This is a genomic window from Nocardia sp. NPDC047654 (genome assembly GCF_043205035.1).
Lineage (GTDB): Bacteria > Actinomycetota > Actinomycetes > Mycobacteriales > Mycobacteriaceae > Nocardia.
Map to the genome: position 1 here is coordinate 769,780 of NZ_JBIDDF010000002.1, position 22,896 is coordinate 792,675.

The following is a 22,896-nucleotide window of genomic DNA, read 5'->3' on the forward strand; positions in this document are numbered from 1 at the left end:
GCAGCCGGGGTGATCAGACCTTGTGCGGTTCGCTGGCGCGCAGCATGTCCTCGCGCTCGACGACCTTGACGCGCTCGCGGCCCTCCGGCTCGCCGAGGGAGCGTTCGTGTGCGTCGAGGCGGTACCAGCCGGCCCAGGTGGTGAACGGGATGCCCTTGCTCTCCAAGAACTCGGTGACGGCCTCGGGTTCGGGGCGCTGCGCCGGGGTGAAGCCGGGCGCGTCGTCCAGCAGGCAGGCGATGGTCTCGTTGGCGTCGCCCTTGGTGTGGCCGATCAGGCCGACCGGGCCGCGCTTGATCCAGCCGGTGACGTAGGTCGCGGGCATGTAGCGCGCGGCGCCGTCGGCGTTCTCGTCGGCGATCACGCGACCCGCTTCGTTCGGCACGGTGCCCGCTTGGTCGTCGAACGGCAGCTGGGTCAGGTTCTGCGACAGGTAGCCGACGGCGCGATAGATCGCCTGCACGTCCCAGTCCTTGAACACGCCGGTGCCCTTGACGTTGCCGGTGCCGTCGAGCTGGGTGCGCTCGGTGCGCAGGCCGACGACCTTGCCGTTCTCGCCGAGCACCTCGGCGGGGGATTCGAAGAAGTGCAGGAACAGCTTGTGCGGCCGGTCACCGGCGTCGCGGATGGCCCACTGCTCGAGCGTGTTGGCGACCATGTCGACCTGCTTGGAATGCCTGCGCGCGGCTTCGGAGCCTTCGTCGTAGTCGATGTCCTCGGGGTCGACGATCACCTCGATGGTGGGGGAGTGGTCGAGCTCGCGCAGTTCCAGCGGGGTGAACTTGGCCTGGGCGGGCCCGCGGCGGCCGAAGACGTGCACCTCGACGGCCTTGTTGGCCTTGAGGCCCTTGTAGACGTTCGGCGGGATCTCGGTGGGCAGCAGCTCGTCGCCGGTCTTGGCCAGCACGCGGGCCACGTCGAGAGCGACGTTGCCGACGCCGAGGACGGCGACCTTCTCCGCGTCCAGCGGCCAGGTGCGGGGGACGTCGGGGTGGCCGTCGTACCAGGAGACGAAGTCGGCGGCGCCGAAGGATCCGTCGAGATCGATGCCGGGGATGGGCAGGGCGCGGTCGGCGTTGGCGCCGGTGGAGAAGATCACCGCGTCGTAGAAGGCCCGCAGGTCGTCCAGCGTGATGTCGGTGCCGTAGTCGATATTGCCCAGCAGGCGCACCTGCGGCTTGTCCAGCACCTTGTGCAGGGCGGTGATGATGCCCTTGATGCGCGGGTGGTCCGGCGCGACGCCGTAGCGGATCAACCCGAACGGCGCGGGCATGCGCTCGTACAGGTCGATGCTCACCTCGGCATCGGACTTCATCAATGCGTCGGCGGCGTAGATCCCGGCCGGTCCGGCGCCCACGATCGCGATGCGGAGCGGGCGGGTCCTCGCGGTGTGCGCGTCAGGCCCGGCGGAGGAAGCCTGCGTCACCACGGAGGGCTCGCGAACACCGCCATCCTCTACTGCACTCTGTTCGGTCATCTCTTTACGCGCACCTTACGGTCGAAACAATTAATGACGTCTGGCTTAGCTTAGGCTAAGTTGACGCACCGGCTCGGTCGCGCCCTCGGGGCGCACGCCTGCGTTGCCGGCTCGTGGCTGCACGGTGCTCCGTTCGCCGCGGCGTGGAGCTGCCGATTCGCTATGACAGCAGGCCGCCGTCCCGCGATTCTATCGGGATGGCCGATGCCACCCCGCGTCGGTGCGTGAACTCGGCGGCTGCCGTCGAAAGCCACAATCGTCGCTTACCCGCTCGCGCGCGGCCTATCGCGGACGCCCGGACCCGGCCGGCGCCACCCCGGTCCGCAGCCGGGGGTCGAGCGCTCGATACCCGCGCCGACCAGGGATCATCGAGCCATGACCGAACAGCAGCCGACCCCGGGCGAGGACGAGATCATCCGGGTCGATCAGACCGACAAGCGCTCGGCGGCCCCGTTCATCGCGGCCGCGGTGGTCGCGGCGATCGTGCTGATCGCGATCGTGCTCGGCGGCGTGCTGTCGCCCGCTGAGAAAAATGTCACAGAAGCCGACCGCATCGCGGCGGCCGTCCGCAACTTCGTCGACGGCTCCAACCGCAGCGACGCCGTGCCGCCGCCCGGCACCGCGTGCCAGGGTTTCGACGCGACCCGCTCGCCGCTGGCGGGGCAGGACGGCGCCGGAAAGCTGGTCGAGATCACGAAAATCGACAGTCCGATCATGGACGGCGACCGAGGGAAGGCGACCGTGACCACGAAGGTGGACGGGCAGGAGCGGACCTCGACCTGGAATCTCACCCGATCCGGCGGTAAGTGGCTGGTCTGCACCTGAGCGTTCGCGCAGTGTGCGCCACCGTTTGACAGGGTGACCCGGGTCGGTGCAATCTCAGTCGAAGGTCATGAGAACCAGTGTCAAGCCCCGGCATTACTGGTCGGCAACCCTCCTCCGCGGTGGGGTGCTCCGGGTGACGACCTGGCGGCGCCCTGGTCCCGGGCGCGGCAAGTGCGGATTCGCAGGAGGTGCACATGAGTTATGCCGGTGACATCACCCCACAGCAGGCTTGGGAGCTGTTGCGGGACGATCCCGAGGCCGTCCTCGTGGACGTGCGGACGGAAGCGGAGTGGAAGTTCGTCGGCGTCCCCGACACCAGTTCGATCGAACGGCCGACCGTGCTGATCGAGTGGGTCGATTCCACGGGCGCGCGCAACGAGACGTTCGTCGAGCAGTTGAAGCAAGCGCTCGACGGCCACGATCCCGAGGCTCCCGTCGTCTTCCTCTGTCGCTCCGGTCAGCGTTCGATCGGTGCGGCGATCGCCGCCACCTCAGCGGGTTACCGCACCTCCTACAACGTGCTCGAGGGCTTCGAAGGCCCGCTCGACGAATTCGGGCATCGCGGCGGCGCGGGCTGGCGTGCCCTCGGATTGCCCTGGCGGCAGTCGTGATCACCGGCGGCGCGTTCGACAAGCCGCTGCCCGACGGCGTCGGTCCCGCGACGCTGGGCGTGCGCGGCGGGCTGCGGCGCTCCGGTTTCGAGGAAACCGCCGAAGCGCTCTATCTGACCTCCGGCTTCGTCTACGAGAGCGCCGAGGCCGCCGAGGCCGCGTTCACCGGCGAGGTCGAGCACTTCGTCTACTCCCGCTACGGCAACCCCACGGTGGCCATGTTCGAGGAGCGGATGCGCCTGATCGACGGCGCCGAGGCGTGCTTCGCCACCGCCAGCGGCATGTCCGCGGTGTTCACCGCGCTGGGCGCGCTGCTGAAGGCGGGTGACCGGCTCGTCGCCGCGCGCAGCCTGTTCGGCTCGTGCTTCGTGGTGTGCAACGAGATCCTGCCGCGCTGGGGCGTGGAGACCGTCTTCGTCGACGGCGAGGATCTCGATCAGTGGGAGCAGGCGCTGTCGGTGCCGACCCAGGCGGTGTTCTTCGAGACGCCCGCCAATCCGATGCAGACCTTGGTCGACGTGCGCCGGGTGACCGAGCTGGCGCACGCGGCGGGTGCGAAAGTGGTGCTGGACAACGTGTTCGCCACTCCGCTGCTGCAACGTGGCTTCGAACTCGGCGCCGACGTGGTGGTCTACTCGGGCACCAAGCACATCGATGGGCAGGGCCGCGTGCTCGGCGGCGCGATCCTCGGCGCCCAGGACTACATCGACGGCCCGGTGAAAACGCTGATGCGCCATACCGGTCCGGCGCTGAGCCCGTTCAACGCGTGGACCCTGCTCAAGGGCCTGGAGACGATGCCGCTGCGGGTACGCCACTCGGCGGAGTCCGCCTTGCGCATCGCCCGTTTCTTGGAGGACAACCCGGCCGTCAGCTGGGTGCGGTACCCGTTCCTGGAATCTCATCCGCAGCACGCGCTGGCCACCAGTCAGATGAGCGCGGGCGGCACCGTGATCACCTTCGAGCTGAGCGCACCCGAGAACGAGGCGAAGAAGCGCGCTTTCGAAGTCCTCAACCGGTTGCGCATCGTCGACATCTCCAACAACCTCGGTGACGCGAAGACCCTGATCACGCACCCGGCCACCACGACCCACCGCGCCATGGGGCCCGAAGGCCGGGCCACCATCGGCCTGACCGACGGCGTCGTGCGTATCTCGGTGGGGCTGGAAGACGTCGAAGACCTCCTCGCCGACTTGGACACCGCCCTCTCCTGAGCCGCGAACGGTCGCACGATCGGTCAGCCGATCGGCACGGTGACGCCGGGTGACGACGGTGCGCCGTGCAGGATCAGATGACTCGGTGCCTCGTCCTTCTTGTCGTTCTTCTTGCCGTTCTTGTTCTTGCCGGGCAGGTCGAAGGCCAGCCGGACGGTGCTGACACGGCCACCGGCGATGCGCGTGAAGTCCTCGCCGGGCGAATTGAGTTTCGCGGTGACCGCCGCGTCGGGTGCGACGGAGCGGCCGCCAGTGGTGACCAGCCGTTGATCGGCGACGGCGAGAACTTGTTCGTCGCCGGACACATTGGTGACCGTCAGCGTCACGACCGTGTGGGAATCGCCGGTGCTCGCCGGGTCGGTGGCGCGTACATCGATCACGGTGAAAGCGAGGTTCCCGTCGCGCACCGCGGGACCCGGCCCGGGTTGCCCGTCGCTCGGCGGCAGCGAAGTATCGGCCGGCGTAGGGGCATCGGTGGTTGTCGGGCCCGCGACGGGTCCGGACCCGATGTCGATGCCGCCGCCGAACAGCCACAGCGCTGCCACCGCGACGAGCGCCGCCCCGGCGGCGACGGGCAGCCACCGGCGCTCGTGTCGGCGAGCGAGTTGCCCGGCCGGAGTGGGTGAACCGGCCTCGGGCGTCGTCCGCGCCGGGAGGGCGGAAGTCATGATCCGGGTGGATGTGCGGCCTGCCGGTGCCGGAGCAGGTGCGACCGGCGGGGTCGGTCGCGCGGACGCGGACCGGAGAAGGGCCGCCGACGCCGCCGCGGCGAATTGTCCCGCGCTGCGGTAGCGCGCGTCCGGCTCTTTGGCCATTCCCCGGGCGATGACGGCGTCGAGTGCGGGCGGGACGTCACGGGCGGCCAGCGAGGCGCGCGGCGGTTCGGTCATGAGGTGGGCCCGCATCTGCTGTGCCGGATCGCCCGCACCATAGGGCGGCTTTCCGGTAAGGGACTCGTAGAGCACGCAGGCAAGCGAATAGACATCGGACCGGGCATCGGCGGCGCCGGTGAATCGCTCCGGCGCCATGTAGCCGAGCGTGCCGACCACCAGCCCGGTGGCGGTGAGCGCGGTGCCGTCGGCGGCGCGGGCGATACCGAAGTCGATCAGATACACGAAACCGCTGGTGTGCAGGAGGATATTGCCCGGCTTCACATCGCGGTGCACGAGCCCGGCCGCGTGGGCGGCATCCAGCGCCTCGGCGGCCTGGGCGATGACGTCCACGGCCCGATCCGGCCGCAGCGCGCCCGATCTCAGCCGCGTGCCGAGGTCTACGCCCTCGATGTAGGCCATCTCCAGGAACAGATGACCGTCGACCTCGCCGAACGTGTGGATGGGCACGATGTGCGGGTTGCGGGCCCGGGTTCCCAGCCGCGCCTCCCGCTCGAAACGCTGCCGATAGAGCGAATCGGCGGTATATGCCGCGGACAGCACCTTCAATGCGACGGCATGCCCGGCGCCGTCGTGCGCCAGCCACACCTCACCCATGCCGCCACGACCCAGCAAGCGTTCGAGGGAATAGTTCCCGAACGTGCCACCTGGCCTCTGCATGGACATGCCTCGACCGTATCGCCGGGTTTCGTCGCCGTCGCGGGCGGGAGGCTGCGCGCTCGCTCTCGACGCCGTGCGCCGCACGGAGTGCGCGGAGGCTTCCTCAGGCGTCGGCGGCGCGTTCGATGTCGGCGAGATGGGTGATGTTCGCCTGGTCGTCCGGGGACGAACTCGGTTCGGTGGTGAACCAGGCGTCGAGGATCTCCCGGAGTTCGGCGCTGGAGGTCGAACGCAGGCTCAGGGCGAGGACGTTGGCGTCGTTCCAGGTGCGGGCGCCCGCCGCGGTCGAAGCGTCGGCGCAGAGCGCGGCGCGCACCCCGGGGACCTTGTTGGCCGCGATCGAGGCGCCGGTGCCGGTCCAGCAGCAGACGATCGCCTGGTCTGCCGCGCCGGAGGCGACGTCCCGGGCCGCCGCCTCGCTGGCCCATGCCCAGTCGTCGCGTTCCGTGTCGCACAGCGCGCCGTGCGGCACGATCTCGTGGCCGCGCTCGCGCAGCTCGTCGATCAGTTCCTGGGCCACTCCGGCCCGCTCGTCCGCCGCCACCGAGATCCGCATGCTCCCAGCGTAGTTGCCGGTTCATCGAGGGGGCCGACTCTTCGCTATTGACAGCATCCTGTCAAACATGACAGCATACTGTCATGCCTACGAAGACCGTGCACATGGCCGTTTACGACACGCTCGCCGATTGGGAGGTGGGCGCGGCCACCGCGCACATCAACAAGCCGAGCTGGCACCGGGAGCCGGGAACATGGCAGGTGAAGACGGTCGGCCCGAGCGCGGAGCCGATCACCACCATGGGCGGCATGCGCATCGTGCCGGACGTCGTGCTCGCCGATCTCACGCCCGCCGACAGCGCGATGCTGATCCTGCCCGGGGCGGAGACCTGGGAAGGGTCGGAGCTGGACCCGTTCACGCACAAGGCGCGCGATTTCGTCGACGCGGGCGTGCCGGTCGCCGCGATCTGCGGCGCGACGTTCGGACTGGCCAAGTCCGGCCTGCTCGACAACCGCAAACACACCAGCAATGTCGCGGAATTCCTGCGCTACAGCGGATATTCGGGCGCGGACCACTATGTCGAGGCCCCGGCCGTCACCGACGGTGACGTGATCACCGCCAGTGCGAGCGCGCCGTTCGAATTCGCCCGCGAGGTGCTCGGCAGGCTCGGCGTGTACGAGCCGCACGTGCTGGACGGCTGGTACCGGTTGTTCGCACACGCCGATCCCGCCGGCTGGGCGGTGCTCGCGGAGTACGACGCGCAGCACGCGTAAGCGAGAATTGCCGGTGATCCGGCCGGATCGCCGACATCGGGAGGTGCCGCATGACCCCTGAACAGGAGTTGTTCGCCACGGCGGCGATCACGTCGTTCCGCCTGAACGGTCAATTCCTGGCGGTGGCCGAGGAACTGGCCCGACCGGCGGGTCTGACCGCCGCTTGGTGGCAGGTGCTCGGTGCGGTGACGCGCGCGCCGCTGCCTGTCGCAGGCATCGCCCGCGAAATGGGCATCACCCGGCAGAGCGTCCAGCGCATCGCGGATCTGTTGGTGGACAAGGGACTCGCCGAATACCGACCCAATCCCGCGCACCGCCGCGCGAAACTCGTCGCCGTCACCGAGGCGGGGCTGGCCGCGGTACGCCGCATCAACCCGCGGCACAAGGTGATGGCCGAACGGCTCGTGGACGAGCTCGGCTACGAGCAGCTCGCGCGCGCGGTCGAGGCGCTCACCGCGTTGTCCGCCGCGATAGAGGCGATCACCACGGACGGCGACTGACTGCGGCAGTCATCGGCGATCGCGTTCGGCGCGCTCGCGGCGATATACGGGGTCCGCCTGCCGAGTCCCTGCGCGCCCTCCGGCAGTGCGTCGTCTGCCCCGGAGACGCACCCTCTCATTCGGTGAACGGGGACCCGGTCTTCCCGATCAGGTCGGCGACGGAGTCCACCACCATCGTTGGGCGGTAGGGGAAGGCTTCGAAGGACCCACGGGTGGAGATGCCGGAAGTGACCAGGATGGTGCGCATGCCCGCCTCCAGGCCGGAGATGACGTCGGTGTCCATCCGGTCGCCGATCATCACCGTCGACTGGGAATGGGCGCCGATGCGACGCAGCGCGGAGCGCATCATCAGCGGGTTCGGCTTGCCGACGTAGTACGGGTCGCGGCCGGTGGCGCGGGTGATCAGCGCGGCCACCGAGCCGGTCGCGGGCAGCGAGCCGTCCCGGGACGGACCGGTCGGGTCCGGATTGGTCGCGATGAAGCGGGCGCCTCGCTCGACCAGCCGGATCGCGGTGGTGATCGCCTCGAAGGAGTACGTGCGGGTCTCGCCGAGCACGACGTAATCGGGATCGCTGTCGGTCAGCACGTAGCCGATCTCGTGCAAGGCGGTGGTGAGCCCGGATTCGCCCACCACGTACGCGGTGCCGTTGGGCCGCTGTTCGTTCAGGAAGGTGGCGGTGGCCAGCGCCGAGGTCCAGATCGCTTCTTCCGGGATGTCGAGCCCGGTGTGCCGCAGCCGCGCCTGTAGATCGCGTGGCGTGCGGATCGAGTTGTTGGTCAATACCAGGAACGGGGTGTCGTTGGCGCGCAGTTCGGCGAGGAACTTGTCGGCGCCCGGGATCAGATGGTCCTCGTGCACCAGCACGCCGTCCATATCGGTCAAGTAGGACAGGATCGGCTCGTCTGCGGTCACGCGGGCCATTATCCGCTATCGCCCCGCGACCGGAACGGCCACGACCGGCAGGCTGCGCAGATCATCCGCGCCAGGCCGTCGGCGCGGCGGCGGCAGCGTTGACTACTGTCGAGAACGGATCGCGATGGCGGCGAAACGAAACGCGAGGAGCGTGGCAGATGAGCGGACTCAAGCTCGGATACAAGGCATCGGCGGAGCAGTTCGGCCCCCGTGAACTCGTCGAGATCGCGGTGCTGGCCGAGCAACACGGCTTGGACAGCGCCACGGTGAGCGACCATTTCCAGCCCTGGCGGCACAAAGGCGGGCACGCGCCCTTCTCGCTGGCCTGGTTGGCCGCGGTCGGCGAGCGCACCCAGCGCATCCAGCTCGGCACCTCGGTGCTCACCCCGACCTTCCGCTACAACCCCGCGGTGATCGCGCAGTCCTTCGCCACTCTGGGCTGTCTGTACCCGGATCGCGTCATGCTGGGGGTCGGCACCGGTGAGGCGCTCAACGAGATCGCCACCGGATACACCGGCGAATGGCCCGAGTTCAAGGAGCGTTTCGCACGGCTGCGCGAGGCGGTCGACCTGATGCGCGCACTGTGGACCGGCGACCGCGTCGACTACGACGGCGAGTACTACAAGACCGTCGGCGCCTCCATCTACGACGTGCCCAAGGGCGGCATCCCGATCTACATCGCCGCGGGCGGCCCGTTGGTCGCGCGGTACGCCGGACGCGCGGGCGACGGCTTCATCTGCACGTCGGGCAAGGGCATGGATCTCTACACCGAGAAGTTGATGCCCGCCGTCGCCGAGGGCGCCGCGAAGGCCGGGCGCAGCGTGGAGGTCATCGACCGGATGATCGAGATCAAGCTGTCCTACGACACCGATCCCGAACTGGCCAGGGAGAACACCCGGTTCTGGGCCCCGCTCTCGCTCACCGCGGAGCAGAAGCACAGCATCACCGACCCGATCGAGATGGAGGCCGCCGCCGACGCGCTGCCCATCGAACAGATCGCCAAGCGCTGGATCGTCGCGAGCGATCCCGACGAGGCGGTTGCCCAGATCAAGCCCTACCTCGACGCCGGCCTCAACCACCTGGTCTTCCACGCCCCCGGCCACGACCAGCGCCGCTTCCTCGACCTCTTCCAGCGCGACCTCGCCCCTCGCCTGCGCGCCCTCGCCTGACGTTCACGAGTGGCACACCACGCCGGAGGTCCTTTCGGCCGAGCCGCGGTGGTGTGCCACTCGCGGCGCTATGCCCGGCGGAGGGCGAAGATGCGGAGGTCGCGGGTGGTGCGGGAGCGGTAGGCCGCGTAGGCGCCGGTGATGTCGACGAAGCGTTGGAAGATGCGGGTTTTGTCGGGGTCTTCGAGAGGCGTGGCGGTTACGGGGATGCGTTCGCCGGCTATCGCTACCGTGGCGGTGGGGTTCGCCAGGAGGTTGGCGGTCCAGGCGGGGTGGTGTGCCTGGCCGAAGTTGCTGCCGATCACGTAGAGCGTGTCGCCGTCGTGCACGTAGAGCAACGGCTGGGTGCGCGGCTGCCCGGATTTGCGTCCGATGGTGGTGAGCAAGATGACCGGCGCGCCGATCGGGCCGAGCACGGTGTACTTGGCGCCGGTGCGCTCCAGGACCGCCCGGTCCAGCGGGGTGAGGGCGCGGACCAGGCGGGAGCCTGGCTTGGTGGCCGCGAATCTGCCTGCCGCGCGGGCGAACAGATTGGTGCGCGAACCCCACTGCCGATCCGGAAATTGCTCAGCCATGCCCGGACTATAGCGGGGCGGAAACCGACCGGCGAGGCGCCACCGATACCGCTGAACCTTCGCTATCGCCGGGCCGGCGGACCGGTTGCCGTCGCGGCCTGGAGTGTTCCGGGACGGCCCTGCGGCGGGCCGCGCTCGCTTGCCCGGCGAGTGATCACCGTCGCGCGGCGCGGCCCGGTTGCCCTCGGTTCACTAAGCTCTCCGGCATGGCCGACAACGCTCTATCCGCCGTGTACATCGCCTCTCCCGAGGGCGACACCGGCAAGTCGACGGTGGCCCTCGGGGTGCTGCAGATGCTGTGTGCGACGACCGCGCGGGTCGGCGTGTTCCGGCCGATCACGCGCTCGACCACCGAGCCCGACTACATCCTCGAACTGCTGCTCGAGCACAGCACGGCGGACATCGACTACGCGCAGGCGATCGGCACCACCTACGAGCAGGTGCACGCCGACCCGGACGCCGCGATCAGCGAGATCGTGCTGCGCTTCCACGAGGTCGCCAAGATGTGCGACGCGGTGGTCGTGGTCGGCAGCGACTACACCGACGTGGCGAGCCCGAGCGAGTTGCGCTTCAACGCCAGGATCGCGGTCAATCTGGGCGCGCCGGTGCTGCTGGTGCTGCGCGGCGCCGGCCGCACCCCGGACGAGGTGAAGCAGCTGGCCGACCTGTGCGCGGCCGAGCTGGCCCACGAGCACGCGCAGCTGGTCGCCGTCATCGCCAATCGCTGCGACCCGCAGGGGCTGGACGAGGTGGCCGCGGCGCTGCGCGGCTTCGGCGTCCCCTCCTGGACACTGCCCGAGGTCCCGCTGTTGATCGCGCCGACCATGGCCGAGCTGTGCGCCGCCATCGGCGGCGAGATGTACAGCGGCGATCCGGAATTGCTGCACCGTGAGGCGCTGAAGATCATGGTCGGCGGCATGACGGCGGAGCACATCCTGGAACGGCTGGTCGAGGGCGTAGTGGTGATCGCGCCGGGCGATCGGTCGGACGTGCTGCTCAGCGTCGTGAACGCGCACGAAGCGGAGGGCTTTCCGTCGCTGTCGGGCATCATCATGAACGGTGGCCTGCTGCCGCATCCCGCGGTGGCGCGGCTGATGACCGGGCTCAAGCCCAAGCTGCCGATCCTCACCACCGAACTCGGCACCTACGACACGGCAGGGGCCGCCTACCGCACCCGCGGCCGGATGTCCGCGGGCAATCCGCGCAAGGTGGACACCGCGCTGGCGCTGATGGAAGAACGCGTGGACGCCGTGGAACTGTTGCGGCGCATCGATGTTCCGCCCAGTCCGGTGGTCACGCCGCAGATGTTCGAATACCAGCTCATCGAGCGCGCACGAGCCGATCGCAAGCGCATCGTGCTGCCCGAGGGCGACGACGACCGTATCCTGCGCGCCGCGGGCCGGGTGTTGCAGCGCAAGATCGCCGACCTGGTCATCCTGGGCGACGAGACGACGGTGCGCGCGCGTGCCGCCGAACTCGGGGTGGACATCTCCGCCGCGCAGGTGCTCGACCCGCGCACCTCCGGTTACCTGGACGAGTTCGCCGCCGAGTACGCCGAACTGCGCAGACACAAGGGCATGACAGTGGAGCGGGCCCGCGAAACCGTCGCCGACATCTCGTATTTCGGCACCATGATGGTGTACAAGGGGATCGCCGACGGCATGGTCTCCGGCGCGGCGCACACCACGGCGCACACCATCCGGCCCTCGCTGGAGATCATCAAGACGGTGGAAGGGGTCTCCACCGTCTCCAGCGTGTTCCTCATGTGCCTGGCCGACCGGGTGCTCGCCTACGGTGACTGCGCGGTCGTGCCGGACCCGACGGCACAACAGCTGGCCGATATCGCGATCTCCTCAGCGGCGACCGCCGAACGCTTCGGCATCGAACCCCGGGTCGCGATGCTGTCGTATTCGACGGGCGAATCGGGCAGCGGGGCCGACGTGGACAAGGTGCGCGTGGCGACCAAGCTGGCGCGTGAACGCGCGCCGGAGCTGCCGGTGGAGGGCCCGATCCAATACGACGCGGCGATCGAACCGACCGTCGCCGACGCCAAGCTGCCCGATTCCGAAGTGGCCGGCCGCGCGACGGTGTTCGTGTTTCCCGACCTCAATACCGGCAACAACACCTACAAGGCGGTGCAGCGCAGCGCGGGGGCGATCGCGATCGGACCGGTGCTGCAAGGTCTGCGCAAGCCGGTCAACGACCTGTCGCGCGGCGCACTGGTGGCCGACATCGTCAACACCGTGGCGATCACCGCCATTCAGGCGCAGGAGAGTTGATGCGGGCGCGCGGGACGCGGGAGGTTCGATGAGCGAGACGGCCGAGAACATGGTGCTGGTGATCAACTCCGGCTCCTCGTCCATCAAATATCAACTGCTGGATCCCGATTCGGGTGTGGTCGCGGCCTCCGGCATGGTGGAGCGGATCGGGGAGGACGAGGGCGGGCTCGAGCACCGCGTCGACGGCGAGACCACCGAGCGCCGCGAGCCGATCGCCGACCACGCCGCCGGGTTGCGGCTGGTCTTCGACACCTTCGCCGCTACGGGCCATGATCTGGTACGCGAGGGCGTGCGGGCGGTCGGGCACCGGGTGGTGCACGGCGGCGAGGTGTTCTACCGGCCCACCCTGATCGACGACGACGTGGTGGCCTCGATCGCCGAACTCGCCGCGCTGGCGCCGCTGCACAATCCGGCCAACGTCGCGGGGATCGAGAGCGCGCGGGCGCTGTTGCCGGGAGTGCCGCAGGTCGCCGTGTTCGACACGGCGTTCTTCCACGGCTTGCCCGCCGCCGCCAAGACCTACGCCATCGACGCCAAGGTGGCCGCCGCGCACGGCATCCGGAAGTACGGCTTCCACGGCACCTCGCACGAGTACGTGTCCGGCCGCGCGGCCGAGCTGCTCGGCCGCGAACCCGCCGAGCTGAACCAGATCGTCTTCCATCTCGGTAACGGCGCGTCGGCGTCGGCCATCCGGGGGGGTCGGCCGGTCGACACCAGCATGGGCCTCACCCCGCTGGAAGGGCTGGTGATGGGTACCAGGTCCGGCGACCTCGATCCCGGCATCGTCGCGCATCTGGCGCGGTCGGCACACCTGGACATCGACCAGATCGACGCCCTGCTCAACCGGGATTCCGGCATCAAGGGTCTGTCCGGCGTGAACGATTTCCGCGAACTGCGGCGCCTCATCGCGAGCGGGGACGAGGCCGCGCGGCTGGCCTACGACGTGTACATCCATCGGCTGCGGCGTTACCTCGGGGCGTATCTGATCGAACTAGGCGGGGTCGACGCGATCACCTTCACCGCCGGAGTCGGGGAGAACAGTCCGCAGGTGCGCGCCGACGCCCTGGCCGGGCTCAGCCGGTTCGGCATCGAAGTCGATCCGGTGGCCAACACCGCGGAAAGCCGTGCCGCGCGACTCATCTCCCCGTCCGGCGCGCCGGTAGCGGTGCTCGTGGTGCCGACCAACGAGGAGCTGGCCATCGCCCGCGCCGCACGGCAACTGGTCGAGCGGCGCGGCTAGATCCAGGTCTTCGCGCGAATAGCGTTCGCCAGGTCGACGAGCGCGTAGCGATGCTTGCGATCGGGCGCTCCGCGGGCCAGCGAGCGCAGCCCCGCCTCGGTGCCGGTCCGCAGTTCGCGTTCGGTGAACGGCGCGCCGAACAGTGTGGCATCGGGACGTTTCGGCGTGTTGCCCGCTTGTAGCCAGGCCAAGGCCGCACCGAGCACCAGCACCCGCATCTGCACCGCCCGACTCTCGCCCGTGGGCAGGCTCAGCACCCGGGACGCCGAGATGTGCAGGGTCGCCTCGTCGAGATCGGCCACCGGCGCGGCCGTGAGCAGGAACAGCACGGCGGTCATCCGCGCGGCGGTGAAATGCCGCGACGCGGCGGGCACGGCGTCCAGCGCCCGCACGGCCTCGTCCACCCGCCCGTCCGCGGCCAGCTGCCTGGCCAGCCCGAAGGCAGCGCTCACCACGGTGCGGTCGGTGCGCCACACGGTCTCGTACGCCTTCTCGGCGTACGCGCGCCATTGCTCGGGATCCGGCGAATCCCAATGCTGGAGAATGAGTTCGGCAGTGGCGGCGAGGGCGAGCTGAGGAGCCAGCTCGCCGGGGAGCACACGGAGGACCTCGTCGAAATTCGAGAAGGCGCGCTCGTACTCCCGATCGAGCAACTCGGCCATACCGCGATACCAGCTCACCCGCCACTCGCGCTCGGGCAACCGCGCGAGCAGGTTCAGGACGGTGGCCGACTCCCGCAGATCGAGCCGCACGCGCGCCTCGGCGAGGGTGAGTTCCAGATCGAGCGTCTCCGGGGCGTTGCCGGGATCGGCCTCGGCTCGTTCGCGGACGGTGCGCAGCGCCTCCAGCGCGTGGTCCGGCTCGGGATGCACCGCGGCCGAGAGCAGGGATGCGGACGGATCGGCTGGATCGAGCAGCGGGATCGGCAACCCGGCCACTACGTCGCGTGCGTCGAGCGTGCTGCTGCGCGGACGGCCGTCGGTGTAGGCGTCGGTCTGGCTGATCAGCTCCTCGGTGCCGAAACTGGTCCGCGGCGGCGCGAAGACGGTGGACAACTGCGGGTGCTCGGTGTCGGTCTCCAACGCGAGGATCTCCCGCAGCACGCCGGACAACTGCGCGGACATCACACGGGCGGAGGGGAAGCGCCGCCCTGGGTCCGGGTCGGTGGCACACAGCAGCAGTCGATGGAAGAACTCGTAGCGCGCCAGCACCGGCTCGTCGGCGGGATCGGGGAGCCCGTCGAGGTAGCGTCCGTGCTCCGAAGGCATGCGCAGGGTCAGCACGGCCAGCGTGCGTCCCACGGTGTAGATGTCGGAGGCGACGGTCGGGCCGGTTCGCGCGATCTCCGGGGCCTGGAAACCCCGGGTGCCATAGAGGTTTCCGTACGCCTCGATGGTGGCGACGGCGCCGAGGTCGATCAGTTTGACCTGGTCCTCGGTGACCATGACGTTGTCGGGCTTGAGGTCGTTGTAGGTCAGGCCGGTCGAGTGCAGATACTCCAGCGCGGGCAGGATCTCCAGCAGATAGGCGATCGCCTCGGCGACCGGCATGCGCTTCGGGCGTTCGTAGGAGTCGAGGATGTCGCGCAGCGACCGGCCGCCCACGTACTCCATGACGATGTAGCCGACCGGTGTGCCATCGGCGCCGGTGTGCTCGACGAAGTTGTAGATCTTGACAATGCTCGGGTGCGCCACCTCGGCCAGGAACTGGCGTTCGGCCATGGCCACCGCCTGCGCTTCGCCGTCACCGCTGTGCAGCAGGCCCTTCAACACGACCCAGCGATCGCTGACATTGCGGTCGATCGCCAGGTAGATCCAGCCGAGTCCGCCGTGGGCGATGCAGCCCTGCACCTCGTACTGCCCCGCCACCATGTCGCCCGCGTGCAGCGTGGGGCGGAAGTCGAAGGGCGCCTCGCAGGTCGCGCACGTGCCCGCCGTGGTCGCGGGCCGGGTCGCCGTCGCCCGGCCGACCGGTTTGCCGCAGCGCCAGCAGAATCGCCTGCCCTCGGAGACCACCGCGTCGGTGAGGACGGCGTCGCGGGGATCGGCGGGCGTCACCGTCGGGATCGGCACCAGTCCCGCGCCGAGCCGCCGCACCGCCGGACGGGTGCGCGCGCTGCGCACGCTGCGTCCGGAGGTGCGCAGCGGCGACGACGTGGGCTCGGATGCGGTGCGGCGCGTTTCGTCGGGTCCCGCCGCCGCGGTCAACGGCTGGTCGCCCACCTTTTCCGTGCCGGGGATTTCGTCCGGCGCGAACGCCGGGGGCTTTTCCGGTCCGGAGTCGCGCATCCACGCGACAGTGCCCGACGGCGTGTCCGGCTGGTCGACCTGTACCCGGTTCGCGATCGAATCGTGCTCGGCCGCTGTTTGTTCCGCCGTGCCCGATGGCGTGTCCGGACGGTTGACCTGCATGCGGGTCGCGTCCGAGTCTTGTTCGGCGGCTGTCTGTGCCGATGTGTCCGGACGGTCGACCTGCGTGCGGGTTGCGTCCGAGTCTTGCTCCGTCGCCGGCTGTGGCGATTTCGCGGACGATGCTTCTCGCCCGGCGCCCGCGGTCGGAGTCGATGCGGCGTGCTGGTCTCCACCGGTGCCGGGCGGTGCTGCGCCGGAGGCGGCTCGCGGGGTGTCCGGAGCGACCGATGGATCCTGCGCCGCACCTGGCGGGTCCGCGTCCTCGGCACGGTGCCAGGCGACCGTGCCCGGCGAGACAGCCGTACGGTCGACCGGCGTGTGGACCGTGTGCTGAAGCTCCTCGGCCACAGGCGATTCCGGATCGATCGAGCCCACCCGCCTACCGGTTGCCGGCGAGTGAGCATCCAGCTGTCGTTGGCCCGCGTGGTCTCCGCGCGGCGGTTTGGCCGCCGCGCCCGGATGACGCCCGGCCGCTCCGGTGCACCCGTCCTCGAACACCTCGGCCGGGCCGGGCCGCCCCGGGGCGGTTTCGTCCGGGTCGGGCTCGGGGGCGGGCCGTGTGCTCATCGGCCGGTCAATCCTGATAGGTAGGGGCGGGTGGGGCGGGAACGGGACCTAGGACGGTGAGATATTTCTGGTACAACCCGACCCACGTGCCGTCGTTACGGATGCGTTCCAGCGTGCCGTTGACGAATCGCACGAGATCGTCGTTGCCTTTGGTGATGCCGATGCCGTACGGCTCTTCGCTGATGCTGCCGCCGACCAGCTCGGTGTACGGGTCCTGCGCGGCCAGGCCTGCGAGGACGGCGTCGTCGGTGCTCACCGCGTCCACCTGGCGCTGTTGCAGGACGACCAGGCAATCGGCCCAGCTCGGTACGGTGAGGATGGTCGCGGCGGGTTGGTCGCGGCGCATGTGCTCCAGCGACGTGGTGCCGGAGACGATGCACACCCGTCGGCCCGCCAGATCGGCCAGACTCCGGATCCCGGAGTTCTTCACCGCGAGCACCCGTTGGTTGGCGTGCAGGTAGACGGTGGAGAACGCGACCTTCTCGCGCCGCTCACAGTTGATCGTCATGGTTTTGGCGACCAGGTCCACGGTGCGGTTCTGCAACGCGGTCTCGCGCTCGGCGGAGCCGAGACTGCGGAATTCGATCAGATCCGGGCTGCCGAGCAGGTCGCGGGCCACCTCCCTGGCGATGTCGGCGTCGAAGCCGACGATGGCGCCGGAGATCGGGTCACGGTAGCTGAACAGATTGCTGCCGGTGTCCAGGCCGACGAGCAGCCTGCCGCGCGCCCGGATCGCATCGATCGTCGGTCCGCGCGCGCCCGCCCCCGCGCCGCTCGGGCGCAGACTGGCGGTCGGGTCTCCGCATCGCGGTGTGCCCGGCGGCGGCGGGACCGGCGAATCGGTCAGCACCGGAACGGCTCTGGCGGGAAACGGGGAATCGGTGTACTTCGGCGTCTTGGTCGACACCGGCGCGCTGGAATCGCTCGCACAGCCGCCCGTCAGCGCGACCACGAGGACGGCGGCCACCAGAATGCCGCGGGCGGATCTCATCGGTACTCCCGAAGCCGGGGCCATATGCCCAGTCCGACATAGCCTGCCGCCAGGACGCCGAGCACCATCGCTCCCGCGCCCAAGAAGTCCAGGACGCGTGCGGCCTGGGAGATCTCGTCGCGCAGCGTGTTCCTGGTCGCGGCGATACCTTGCTCGAGCGAACGATCCAGCGCCTCCACCTGCACGGTGGCGTCGGCGGAGCCGGGACCGGTCGCCACCACGGCCGCGCTGTTGAAATCGCCCTTGGCCAGGGCGTCGTTCATCCGCTGATGCGCCACCCGCCAGCGCGCCAGCGCCGGAACGGCGTTGCGCACCTCGCCCGCCGCGGGCGCGGAGCCGGGATAGTTGCCGATCAGATCGGCCAGCCGTTCGATGTCCGCGTCGTAGGTGCGGTCGTAGTCACCGGTCGCGTCCCGGCGCACCAGCTTCAACGTCTCCGCGGCGCGCGCCTGCTGCGCCAGGATCCGGCTCTCGGTCAGACGCGAGGAAGGTACCGCGCCGTCGTCGCGGGCGCTGATCATCGACGCCGCCGACACCGAACCCGCGATCACCGTCCACGCCAGCAGGATCAGCATGGCCACCGACGCGAGCAGCAGGCCGGGATTGAGCACCCGCCGCCAGCGTCGCGCCAGATCCCGCTGTACCCAGACCAGCACGCCGAGGGTGAGGATCAGCAGGCCGATGGCGGCCCACGGCGGGCGCACGTGGTTGCGCTGCGCGTCGGTCACCGCTGCCGAGCGATGGTTGTGCAGCTCCTCGGCCATCGGTAGCAGCGTCGTCTGCATCTGGTTGGACGCCTCGCTCAAATACGCGGCGCCGACCGGATATCCGCTGCGATTGTTCGTCCGTGCGGTTTCCACCAGACCTGAGTACACCGGCAGGCCGGTGACTATGCCGGTGCGCAGCCTGGCATCCGGATCGATCGCCGCCCCCGGCCCCGCCCGGTCGGATTGGGTCACCAATTCCGCGGCCGCTTCGCCCAGTGCCTGCGTGTAGCGATCCCGCACCGCCTGCGGCTCCAGCCCGCCCGCGATGAAGGCGGTGCTCGCCGCGGCGTCGGCGATCGACAGCGAGGTGTAGAGCCGATGCGCGGAATCGGCGTCCGGTTCGGTGTCGTAGAGCAGCACGTCCAGGCTCTGCTGCCGGTCACCGACCGTCGCGGCGGTCATCGAACCCGCGGCCAGGCACAACCCGATGAGCAGCAGCCCGAGCGCGATCAGCCGTCCGGGTGAGGAATTGGCGAACGAGCGCAGGTTGGCCAGGTCGAGACGTTCGCGCACCACCGCGACGCTCAGCCCGCCCGGATCGTCCCGACCGGCGGGCTCGGGCACGGACGATGGCCGGAGTTCGGCCGTCGTCGGCTCGGAGCTAGCCATGTCCACCTCCCCAGTTTGGGCCGCGTACGCGGATTTCTCGACGGTTGGACCGAAGATCCGATCGACCCGTGCGTGTTGGTGCGGAGTTTATTGTGGTCGTACGGGAGCCGTTGCGTGTGAAACACCCTCGGTTGGGAGGAAACGATGGTGGGCGCTGCCGCAGCTGGACGAGGATGGGTACGAGATGCGTGGTGACGGTGACGGTTGGTCGCTGGGCCCGGACGGGCTGCGGCACTGGGGTCGCTTCGGGGCCGCCGGACTTCTCCTGCGCGCTCCGCTGGCCGAGGGCGGTTCGGCGGTGCTGCTGCAACACCGCGCTCCGTGGAGTCATCAAGGCGGCACCTGGGCATTGCCCGGCGGGGCGCGCGACAGCCACGAGACGCCCATGCACGCGGCGGTCCGCGAGGCGTGGGAGGAGACGGGCATCGACCCCGCCGACGTCCGGGTGCGCGGCGAGCGGGTGACGGCGTCGGCCCTGAGCGGCTGGACCTACACGACGGTCGTCGCCGATGCGGTGATGACGCTCCCGACCACCGGCAATCGCGAAAGCACCGAGCTGGCCTGGGTCCCCGAGGACGAGGTCGACGCCCGCCCGCTGCATCCGGGCTTCGCGGCGTCCTGGCCCACCCTGCGCGCCGCGCCCGCGCGGGTGCTGCTCGCCGAGATCGCGGGCGACCGAGCCGTCGCCGCCGCGCTGCCGCGCACGCTCGACCTCGCCGACCTCGGTTTCGTCTGGCTGCATTCGGATCCGGCCGGGCCCGGCGATTACGCCAGGATCGTCGACGAGCCGGGCGCGCAGGTCACGGAGCCGGCCTCGGCCGGAAGCACGGCGGTGGAGACCGCGCTTTCGTTCACTCGCGGACAGGTGCTTTCCTGACCGCGCCGCTCACGCGTTCGCCAGCAGCGCCGTTTTCAGCTCGCGCGCGGCGGCTTCCGGATCGCGCGCTTCGGTGATCGCGCGCACCACCACCACCCGCTTCGCCCCGGCTTCCAGCACCTGCGCGAGGTTCTCGGCGTTGATCCCGCCGATCGCGAACCAGGGCCGGGTGGGATGGGCTTCCGCGGTGGAGCGGATCAGGTCCGGGCCCGCCGCCTGCCTGCCCGGTTTCGTCGGGGTCACCCAGATCGGTCCGGTGCAGAAGTAATCGATGTGCTCGTCGATCGCGGCGAGCCCGGCCTGCGCGCGATTGTGCGTGGATCGTCCGATCACCACCTCGGGCCCCAGAATCCGGCGCGCGTACCAGGGCGGGAGGTCGCCCTGCCCGAGGTGCAGCACGTCGGCGCTGGAGGCGAGGGCGATGTCGGCGCGATCGTTCACCGCGACCAGCCCACCGTGCCTGCGCGCGACGGATTTCAGTTCGGCCAGCGCGCCGAGTTCGGCCCTGGCCTCGAGCGGACCGAACTTCGCTTCGCCCGGTGATCCCTTATCTCTGAGCTGGATGATGTCGACTCCGCCTGCGAAAGCGGCCTCGGCGAACTTCGCCAGATCGCCCTTCTCCCGGCGTGCGTCGGTGCAGAGATACAGCCGCGCGTTCGCCAGACGCTCCCGCGGCGAGGCGGGTCGATTCGGGTGGGAGGGTTGCACGCCTTCGACCGTAGCCGCGCTACCGTGGGGATGCGAAACAGGAGGCAGGTGGATCGGGATGCGGACTCTGGCCGTCGTCGGTGGCGGCGCCATCGGGCTCGCCGTGGCCTGGCGGGCCGCCGAGGCCGGTTGGTCGGTCACGCTGCTCGATCCGGCGGTCGCGACCGGGGCCTCCTGGGTGGCCGGAGGAATGCTCGCACCGCTGTCGGAAGGCTGGCCCGGCGAGGACCGGGTGCTGGAATTCGGCGCGGCGTCGCTGGCCCGCTGGCCCGGCTTCGCCGCCCGGCTCGAAGCCGCGACCGGCGTGTCGGTCTTCGTGGCGGACGAGACGATGACCGTCGCGCTGGACGCGGCCGACGCGGCCGACCTGCGCACCGTGGCCGACTGGGTCGGCAGCCGCGGGCACGAACTGCGGATGCTGGACCGCGCCGGAGTTCGCGAGCGGGAACCCGGCCTGGCCCGAACGGTGCGCGCCGCACTGCTCGCGCCCGCCGAACCCGCGATCGACAACCGCAAGCTGCTCGCCGCGTTGCGGCAGGCGGCCGAGGCGGCGGGCGTCGTAATGCGCGCCGAGTCCGTAGACTCGCTGACGGAACTTCCACACGACCAGGTCGTGCTCGCCGCGGGAGCCGCGTCGGCGGCGTTGTGGCCGGAACTGCCGGTCCGCCCGGTCAAGGGCGAGATCCTGCGCCTGCGGCACCGGCCGGGCGTCGCGCCCGCGCCGCGCCGGGTGATCCGGGCCCGGGTGCACGGGCGGGCGGTATACCTGGTGCCGCGCGCCGAGGGCATCGTCGTCGGCGCCACGCAGTACGAAGCGGGTTTCGACACCGCGGTCACCGTCGCGGGGGTTCGCGACCTGATCGCCGACGCGGAGGCGGTGTTCCCCGGCATCGGCGAATACGAACTCGCCGAGGCCGGCGCGGGTTCCCGGCCGGGCAGCCCGGACAACCTGCCGCTGATCGGCCGGCTCACCGACCGGATCGTGGTGGCCACCGGGCACGGCCGCAACGGCATGCTGACCGTGCCGCTCACCGTGGACGCGGTGACCGGCCTGCTCGGCGGGGCGGTGCTGCCCGAAGCGGAAGTCGCCGACCCGCAACGCTTTTCGACGACTGTAGGAGGAAGCAGATGACGCTGTCATCCGTCCCCATCGGTGTCACGGTGAACGGCGACGAGCACGAGTTCGCCGAGCCGCTGACCGTACGCGAGCTGCTGGAGCGCCTCGACCTGCCGTGCCGGGGCGTCGCGCTGGCGGTGGACGGCGCGGTGTTCCCCAAGTCGCGCTGGGACGAACCGGTCGGGCGCGGCTGGCAGATCGAGGTGCTGACGGCGGTCCAAGGTGGCTGAGGCTGCGGCGGAATCCGGGCGGGCCGACGCCCCGCTGCGGATCGCGGGCCGCGAGTTCGGTTCCCGCCTGATCATGGGCACCGGCGGCGCGGAGAACCTCGCCGTCCTCGAGGAGGCGCTGATCGCCTCCGGCACCGAGTTGACCACCGTGGCCATGCGGCGCATCGACGCCGCGGGCGGCACCGGCGTGCTCGACCTGCTGAAACGACTGGACATCGCGCCGCTGCCGAACACGGCGGGCTGTCGCACCGCCGCCGAAGCGGTGCTCACCGCGCAGCTGGCGCGCGAGGCGCTGGACACCGACTGGGTGAAGCTCGAGGTGGTCGCCGACGAGCGCACCCTGCTGCCCGACACGATCGAACTGCTCACCGCCGCCGAACAACTCGTCGACGACGGGTTCGTCGTGCTGCCCTACACCAACGACGACCCGGTGCTGGCCCGACGCCTACAGGACGCCGGCTGCGCGGCCGTGATGCCGCTCGGCGCGCCCATCGGCACCGGCCTCGGCATCGGCAACCCGCACAACATCGAGATGATCGTCGCGGACGCCGAGGTCCCGGTCATCCTGGACGCGGGCATCGGCACCGCCAGCGACGCCGCCCTCGCCATGGAACTCGGGTGCTCGGCGGTGCTGCTCGCCACGGCCGTGACCAGGGCGAAGCGCCCCGAACTGATGGCCGCGGCGATGGCGGACGCCGTCCGCGCCGGGTATGCGGCCCGGCTGGCCGGGCGCATCCCGAAGCGGTTCTGGGCACAGGCGTCGTCGCCCGCACTGTGATCGGGTTCGCTCGTGTCGGGGCTGCGGACTTCGGGTGCGCGGCGATGTTGTCCGCCTCGGCCGGACCGGGGCGCCCCGCCCCAGCTGACGGCCGCTGCCGTGGCGGACGTGGCGCCGGTGGATATGCGTCCGGTCGGCCGGGCGCATCCCGAGCGGTTCGGGTGCGGGCGTCGCCATCCCCGGTCCTCGGACACGTGCGGAGGTACGCCGTACCCCCGCACG

Annotated in this window: 21 protein-coding genes and 1 riboswitch; of the genes, 12 read left to right on the plus strand and 9 right to left on the minus strand. The window is 70.2% G+C overall.

Annotated features, from left to right (window positions below):
* Positions 1 to 13: 13 nt before the first annotated feature.
* Complete coding sequence (locus tag ACGF7Y_RS11920) at positions 14 to 1,477, minus strand: FAD-dependent oxidoreductase (RefSeq protein WP_393232404.1); 1,464 nt, start codon at positions 1,475 to 1,477, stop codon at positions 14 to 16.
* A 375-nt stretch (positions 1,478 to 1,852) separates the two neighbouring features.
* Between ACGF7Y_RS11920 and ACGF7Y_RS11925 the strand changes: the two genes are divergently transcribed.
* The 3 genes from ACGF7Y_RS11925 to ACGF7Y_RS11935 all read left to right on the plus strand — a co-directional run bounded on the left by ACGF7Y_RS11925 (position 1,853) and on the right by ACGF7Y_RS11935 (position 4,124).
* The gene (locus ACGF7Y_RS11925; protein ID WP_393232406.1) at positions 1,853 to 2,302 is read left to right on the plus strand and encodes a hypothetical protein; all 450 of its coding nucleotides are present in this window, start codon (positions 1,853 to 1,855) and stop codon (positions 2,300 to 2,302) included.
* Positions 2,303 to 2,365: 63 nt separating this feature from the next.
* Positions 2,366 to 2,482, plus strand: a riboswitch (SAM riboswitch).
* 14 nt (positions 2,483 to 2,496) lie between these two features.
* Positions 2,497 to 2,913, plus strand: coding sequence for a rhodanese-like domain-containing protein (locus tag ACGF7Y_RS11930; protein ID WP_062968324.1), 417 nt, complete (start codon positions 2,497 to 2,499; stop codon positions 2,911 to 2,913).
* Positions 2,910 to 4,124, plus strand: a complete 1,215-nt coding sequence (locus tag ACGF7Y_RS11935; RefSeq protein WP_393232408.1) for an O-succinylhomoserine sulfhydrylase — start codon at positions 2,910 to 2,912, stop codon at positions 4,122 to 4,124. The genes ACGF7Y_RS11930 and ACGF7Y_RS11935 overlap by 4 nt, the downstream gene beginning before the upstream one ends.
* A gap of 23 nt (positions 4,125 to 4,147) precedes the next feature.
* On the opposite strand, the gene ACGF7Y_RS11940 is transcribed toward ACGF7Y_RS11935, so the two are convergent.
* The gene (locus ACGF7Y_RS11940) at positions 4,148 to 5,680 is read right to left on the minus strand and encodes a serine/threonine-protein kinase (protein WP_393232410.1); all 1,533 of its coding nucleotides are present in this window, start codon (positions 5,678 to 5,680) and stop codon (positions 4,148 to 4,150) included.
* 97 nt (positions 5,681 to 5,777) lie between these two features.
* Positions 5,778 to 6,230: an RpiB/LacA/LacB family sugar-phosphate isomerase gene (locus ACGF7Y_RS11945; protein WP_393232411.1), complete on the minus strand. Its 453-nt coding sequence runs from the start codon at positions 6,228 to 6,230 to the stop codon at positions 5,778 to 5,780.
* A gap of 83 nt (positions 6,231 to 6,313) precedes the next feature.
* On the opposite strand from ACGF7Y_RS11945, the gene ACGF7Y_RS11950 reads away from it, so the two are divergent.
* The gene (locus ACGF7Y_RS11950; protein ID WP_393232413.1) at positions 6,314 to 6,943 is read left to right on the plus strand and encodes a type 1 glutamine amidotransferase family protein; all 630 of its coding nucleotides are present in this window, start codon (positions 6,314 to 6,316) and stop codon (positions 6,941 to 6,943) included.
* A 50-nt stretch (positions 6,944 to 6,993) separates the two neighbouring features.
* The gene (locus tag ACGF7Y_RS11955) at positions 6,994 to 7,443 is read left to right on the plus strand and encodes a MarR family winged helix-turn-helix transcriptional regulator (RefSeq protein WP_393232416.1); all 450 of its coding nucleotides are present in this window, start codon (positions 6,994 to 6,996) and stop codon (positions 7,441 to 7,443) included.
* A gap of 115 nt (positions 7,444 to 7,558) precedes the next feature.
* On the opposite strand, the gene ACGF7Y_RS11960 is transcribed toward ACGF7Y_RS11955, so the two are convergent.
* Positions 7,559 to 8,317, minus strand: coding sequence for an HAD-IIA family hydrolase (locus tag ACGF7Y_RS11960; RefSeq protein WP_393233148.1), 759 nt, complete (start codon positions 8,315 to 8,317; stop codon positions 7,559 to 7,561).
* 197 nt (positions 8,318 to 8,514) lie between these two features.
* Here ACGF7Y_RS11960 and fgd point away from each other — a divergent pair, with 197 nt between their 5' ends.
* Positions 8,515 to 9,525 carry a glucose-6-phosphate dehydrogenase (coenzyme-F420) gene (gene fgd, locus ACGF7Y_RS11965; protein ID WP_040870708.1) on the plus strand — a complete coding sequence of 337 codons (1,011 nt, stop codon included), beginning with the start codon at positions 8,515 to 8,517 and terminating at the stop codon, positions 9,523 to 9,525.
* A 68-nt stretch (positions 9,526 to 9,593) separates the two neighbouring features.
* On the opposite strand, the gene ACGF7Y_RS11970 is transcribed toward fgd, so the two are convergent.
* Positions 9,594 to 10,100 carry a nitroreductase/quinone reductase family protein gene (locus ACGF7Y_RS11970; protein ID WP_393232419.1) on the minus strand — a complete coding sequence of 169 codons (507 nt, stop codon included), beginning with the start codon at positions 10,098 to 10,100 and terminating at the stop codon, positions 9,594 to 9,596.
* A 206-nt stretch (positions 10,101 to 10,306) separates the two neighbouring features.
* Here ACGF7Y_RS11970 and pta point away from each other — a divergent pair, with 206 nt between their 5' ends.
* Entirely contained in the window at positions 10,307 to 12,379 is a 2,073-nt protein-coding gene (gene pta / locus ACGF7Y_RS11975; RefSeq protein ID WP_393232421.1) for a phosphate acetyltransferase, read from the plus strand.
* Between the two features lie 28 nt (positions 12,380 to 12,407).
* Positions 12,408 to 13,619 carry an acetate kinase gene (locus tag ACGF7Y_RS11980; protein ID WP_393232423.1) on the plus strand — a complete coding sequence of 404 codons (1,212 nt, stop codon included), beginning with the start codon at positions 12,408 to 12,410 and terminating at the stop codon, positions 13,617 to 13,619.
* On the opposite strand, the gene ACGF7Y_RS11985 is transcribed toward ACGF7Y_RS11980, so the two are convergent.
* The 3 genes from ACGF7Y_RS11985 to ACGF7Y_RS11995 all read right to left on the minus strand — a co-directional run bounded on the left by ACGF7Y_RS11985 (position 13,616) and on the right by ACGF7Y_RS11995 (position 18,964).
* Positions 13,616 to 15,907: a tetratricopeptide repeat protein gene (locus tag ACGF7Y_RS11985; protein WP_393233151.1), complete on the minus strand. Its 2,292-nt coding sequence runs from the start codon at positions 15,905 to 15,907 to the stop codon at positions 13,616 to 13,618. The two genes, ACGF7Y_RS11980 and ACGF7Y_RS11985, sit on opposite strands and share 4 nt — an antisense overlap.
* A gap of 697 nt (positions 15,908 to 16,604) precedes the next feature.
* Positions 16,605 to 17,588 carry a glutamate ABC transporter substrate-binding protein gene (locus tag ACGF7Y_RS11990; RefSeq protein ID WP_357034831.1) on the minus strand — a complete coding sequence of 328 codons (984 nt, stop codon included), beginning with the start codon at positions 17,586 to 17,588 and terminating at the stop codon, positions 16,605 to 16,607.
* Positions 17,585 to 18,964, minus strand: a complete 1,380-nt coding sequence (locus ACGF7Y_RS11995) for a hypothetical protein (RefSeq protein ID WP_393232425.1) — start codon at positions 18,962 to 18,964, stop codon at positions 17,585 to 17,587. Before ACGF7Y_RS11995 ends, ACGF7Y_RS11990 begins: the two co-directional genes overlap by 4 nt.
* 184 nt (positions 18,965 to 19,148) lie before the next feature.
* On the opposite strand from ACGF7Y_RS11995, the gene ACGF7Y_RS12000 reads away from it, so the two are divergent.
* Complete coding sequence (locus ACGF7Y_RS12000) at positions 19,149 to 19,841, plus strand: NUDIX domain-containing protein (RefSeq protein ID WP_393232428.1); 693 nt, start codon at positions 19,149 to 19,151, stop codon at positions 19,839 to 19,841.
* A 9-nt stretch (positions 19,842 to 19,850) separates the two neighbouring features.
* Here the strand turns inward: ACGF7Y_RS12000 and thiE are convergent, their stop codons facing one another.
* Entirely contained in the window at positions 19,851 to 20,549 is a 699-nt protein-coding gene (thiE, locus tag ACGF7Y_RS12005) for a thiamine phosphate synthase (protein WP_393232431.1), read from the minus strand.
* A gap of 58 nt (positions 20,550 to 20,607) precedes the next feature.
* On the opposite strand from thiE, the gene thiO reads away from it, so the two are divergent.
* Genes thiO through ACGF7Y_RS12020 form a run of 3 tightly spaced genes read left to right on the plus strand, consistent with a single transcriptional unit; the run spans position 20,608 to position 22,674 of the window.
* Entirely contained in the window at positions 20,608 to 21,681 is a 1,074-nt protein-coding gene (gene thiO / locus ACGF7Y_RS12010) for a glycine oxidase ThiO (protein ID WP_393232433.1), read from the plus strand.
* Positions 21,678 to 21,896 (plus strand): sulfur carrier protein ThiS, encoded by a 219-nt coding sequence (gene thiS / locus ACGF7Y_RS12015; protein WP_040870696.1) that lies wholly within the window; start codon positions 21,678 to 21,680, stop codon positions 21,894 to 21,896. The genes thiO and thiS overlap by 4 nt, the downstream gene beginning before the upstream one ends.
* Positions 21,889 to 22,674 (plus strand): thiazole synthase, encoded by a 786-nt coding sequence (locus ACGF7Y_RS12020; RefSeq protein ID WP_393232436.1) that lies wholly within the window; start codon positions 21,889 to 21,891, stop codon positions 22,672 to 22,674. Before thiS ends, ACGF7Y_RS12020 begins: the two co-directional genes overlap by 8 nt.
* The last annotated feature ends 222 nt before the right edge of the window (positions 22,675 to 22,896 follow it).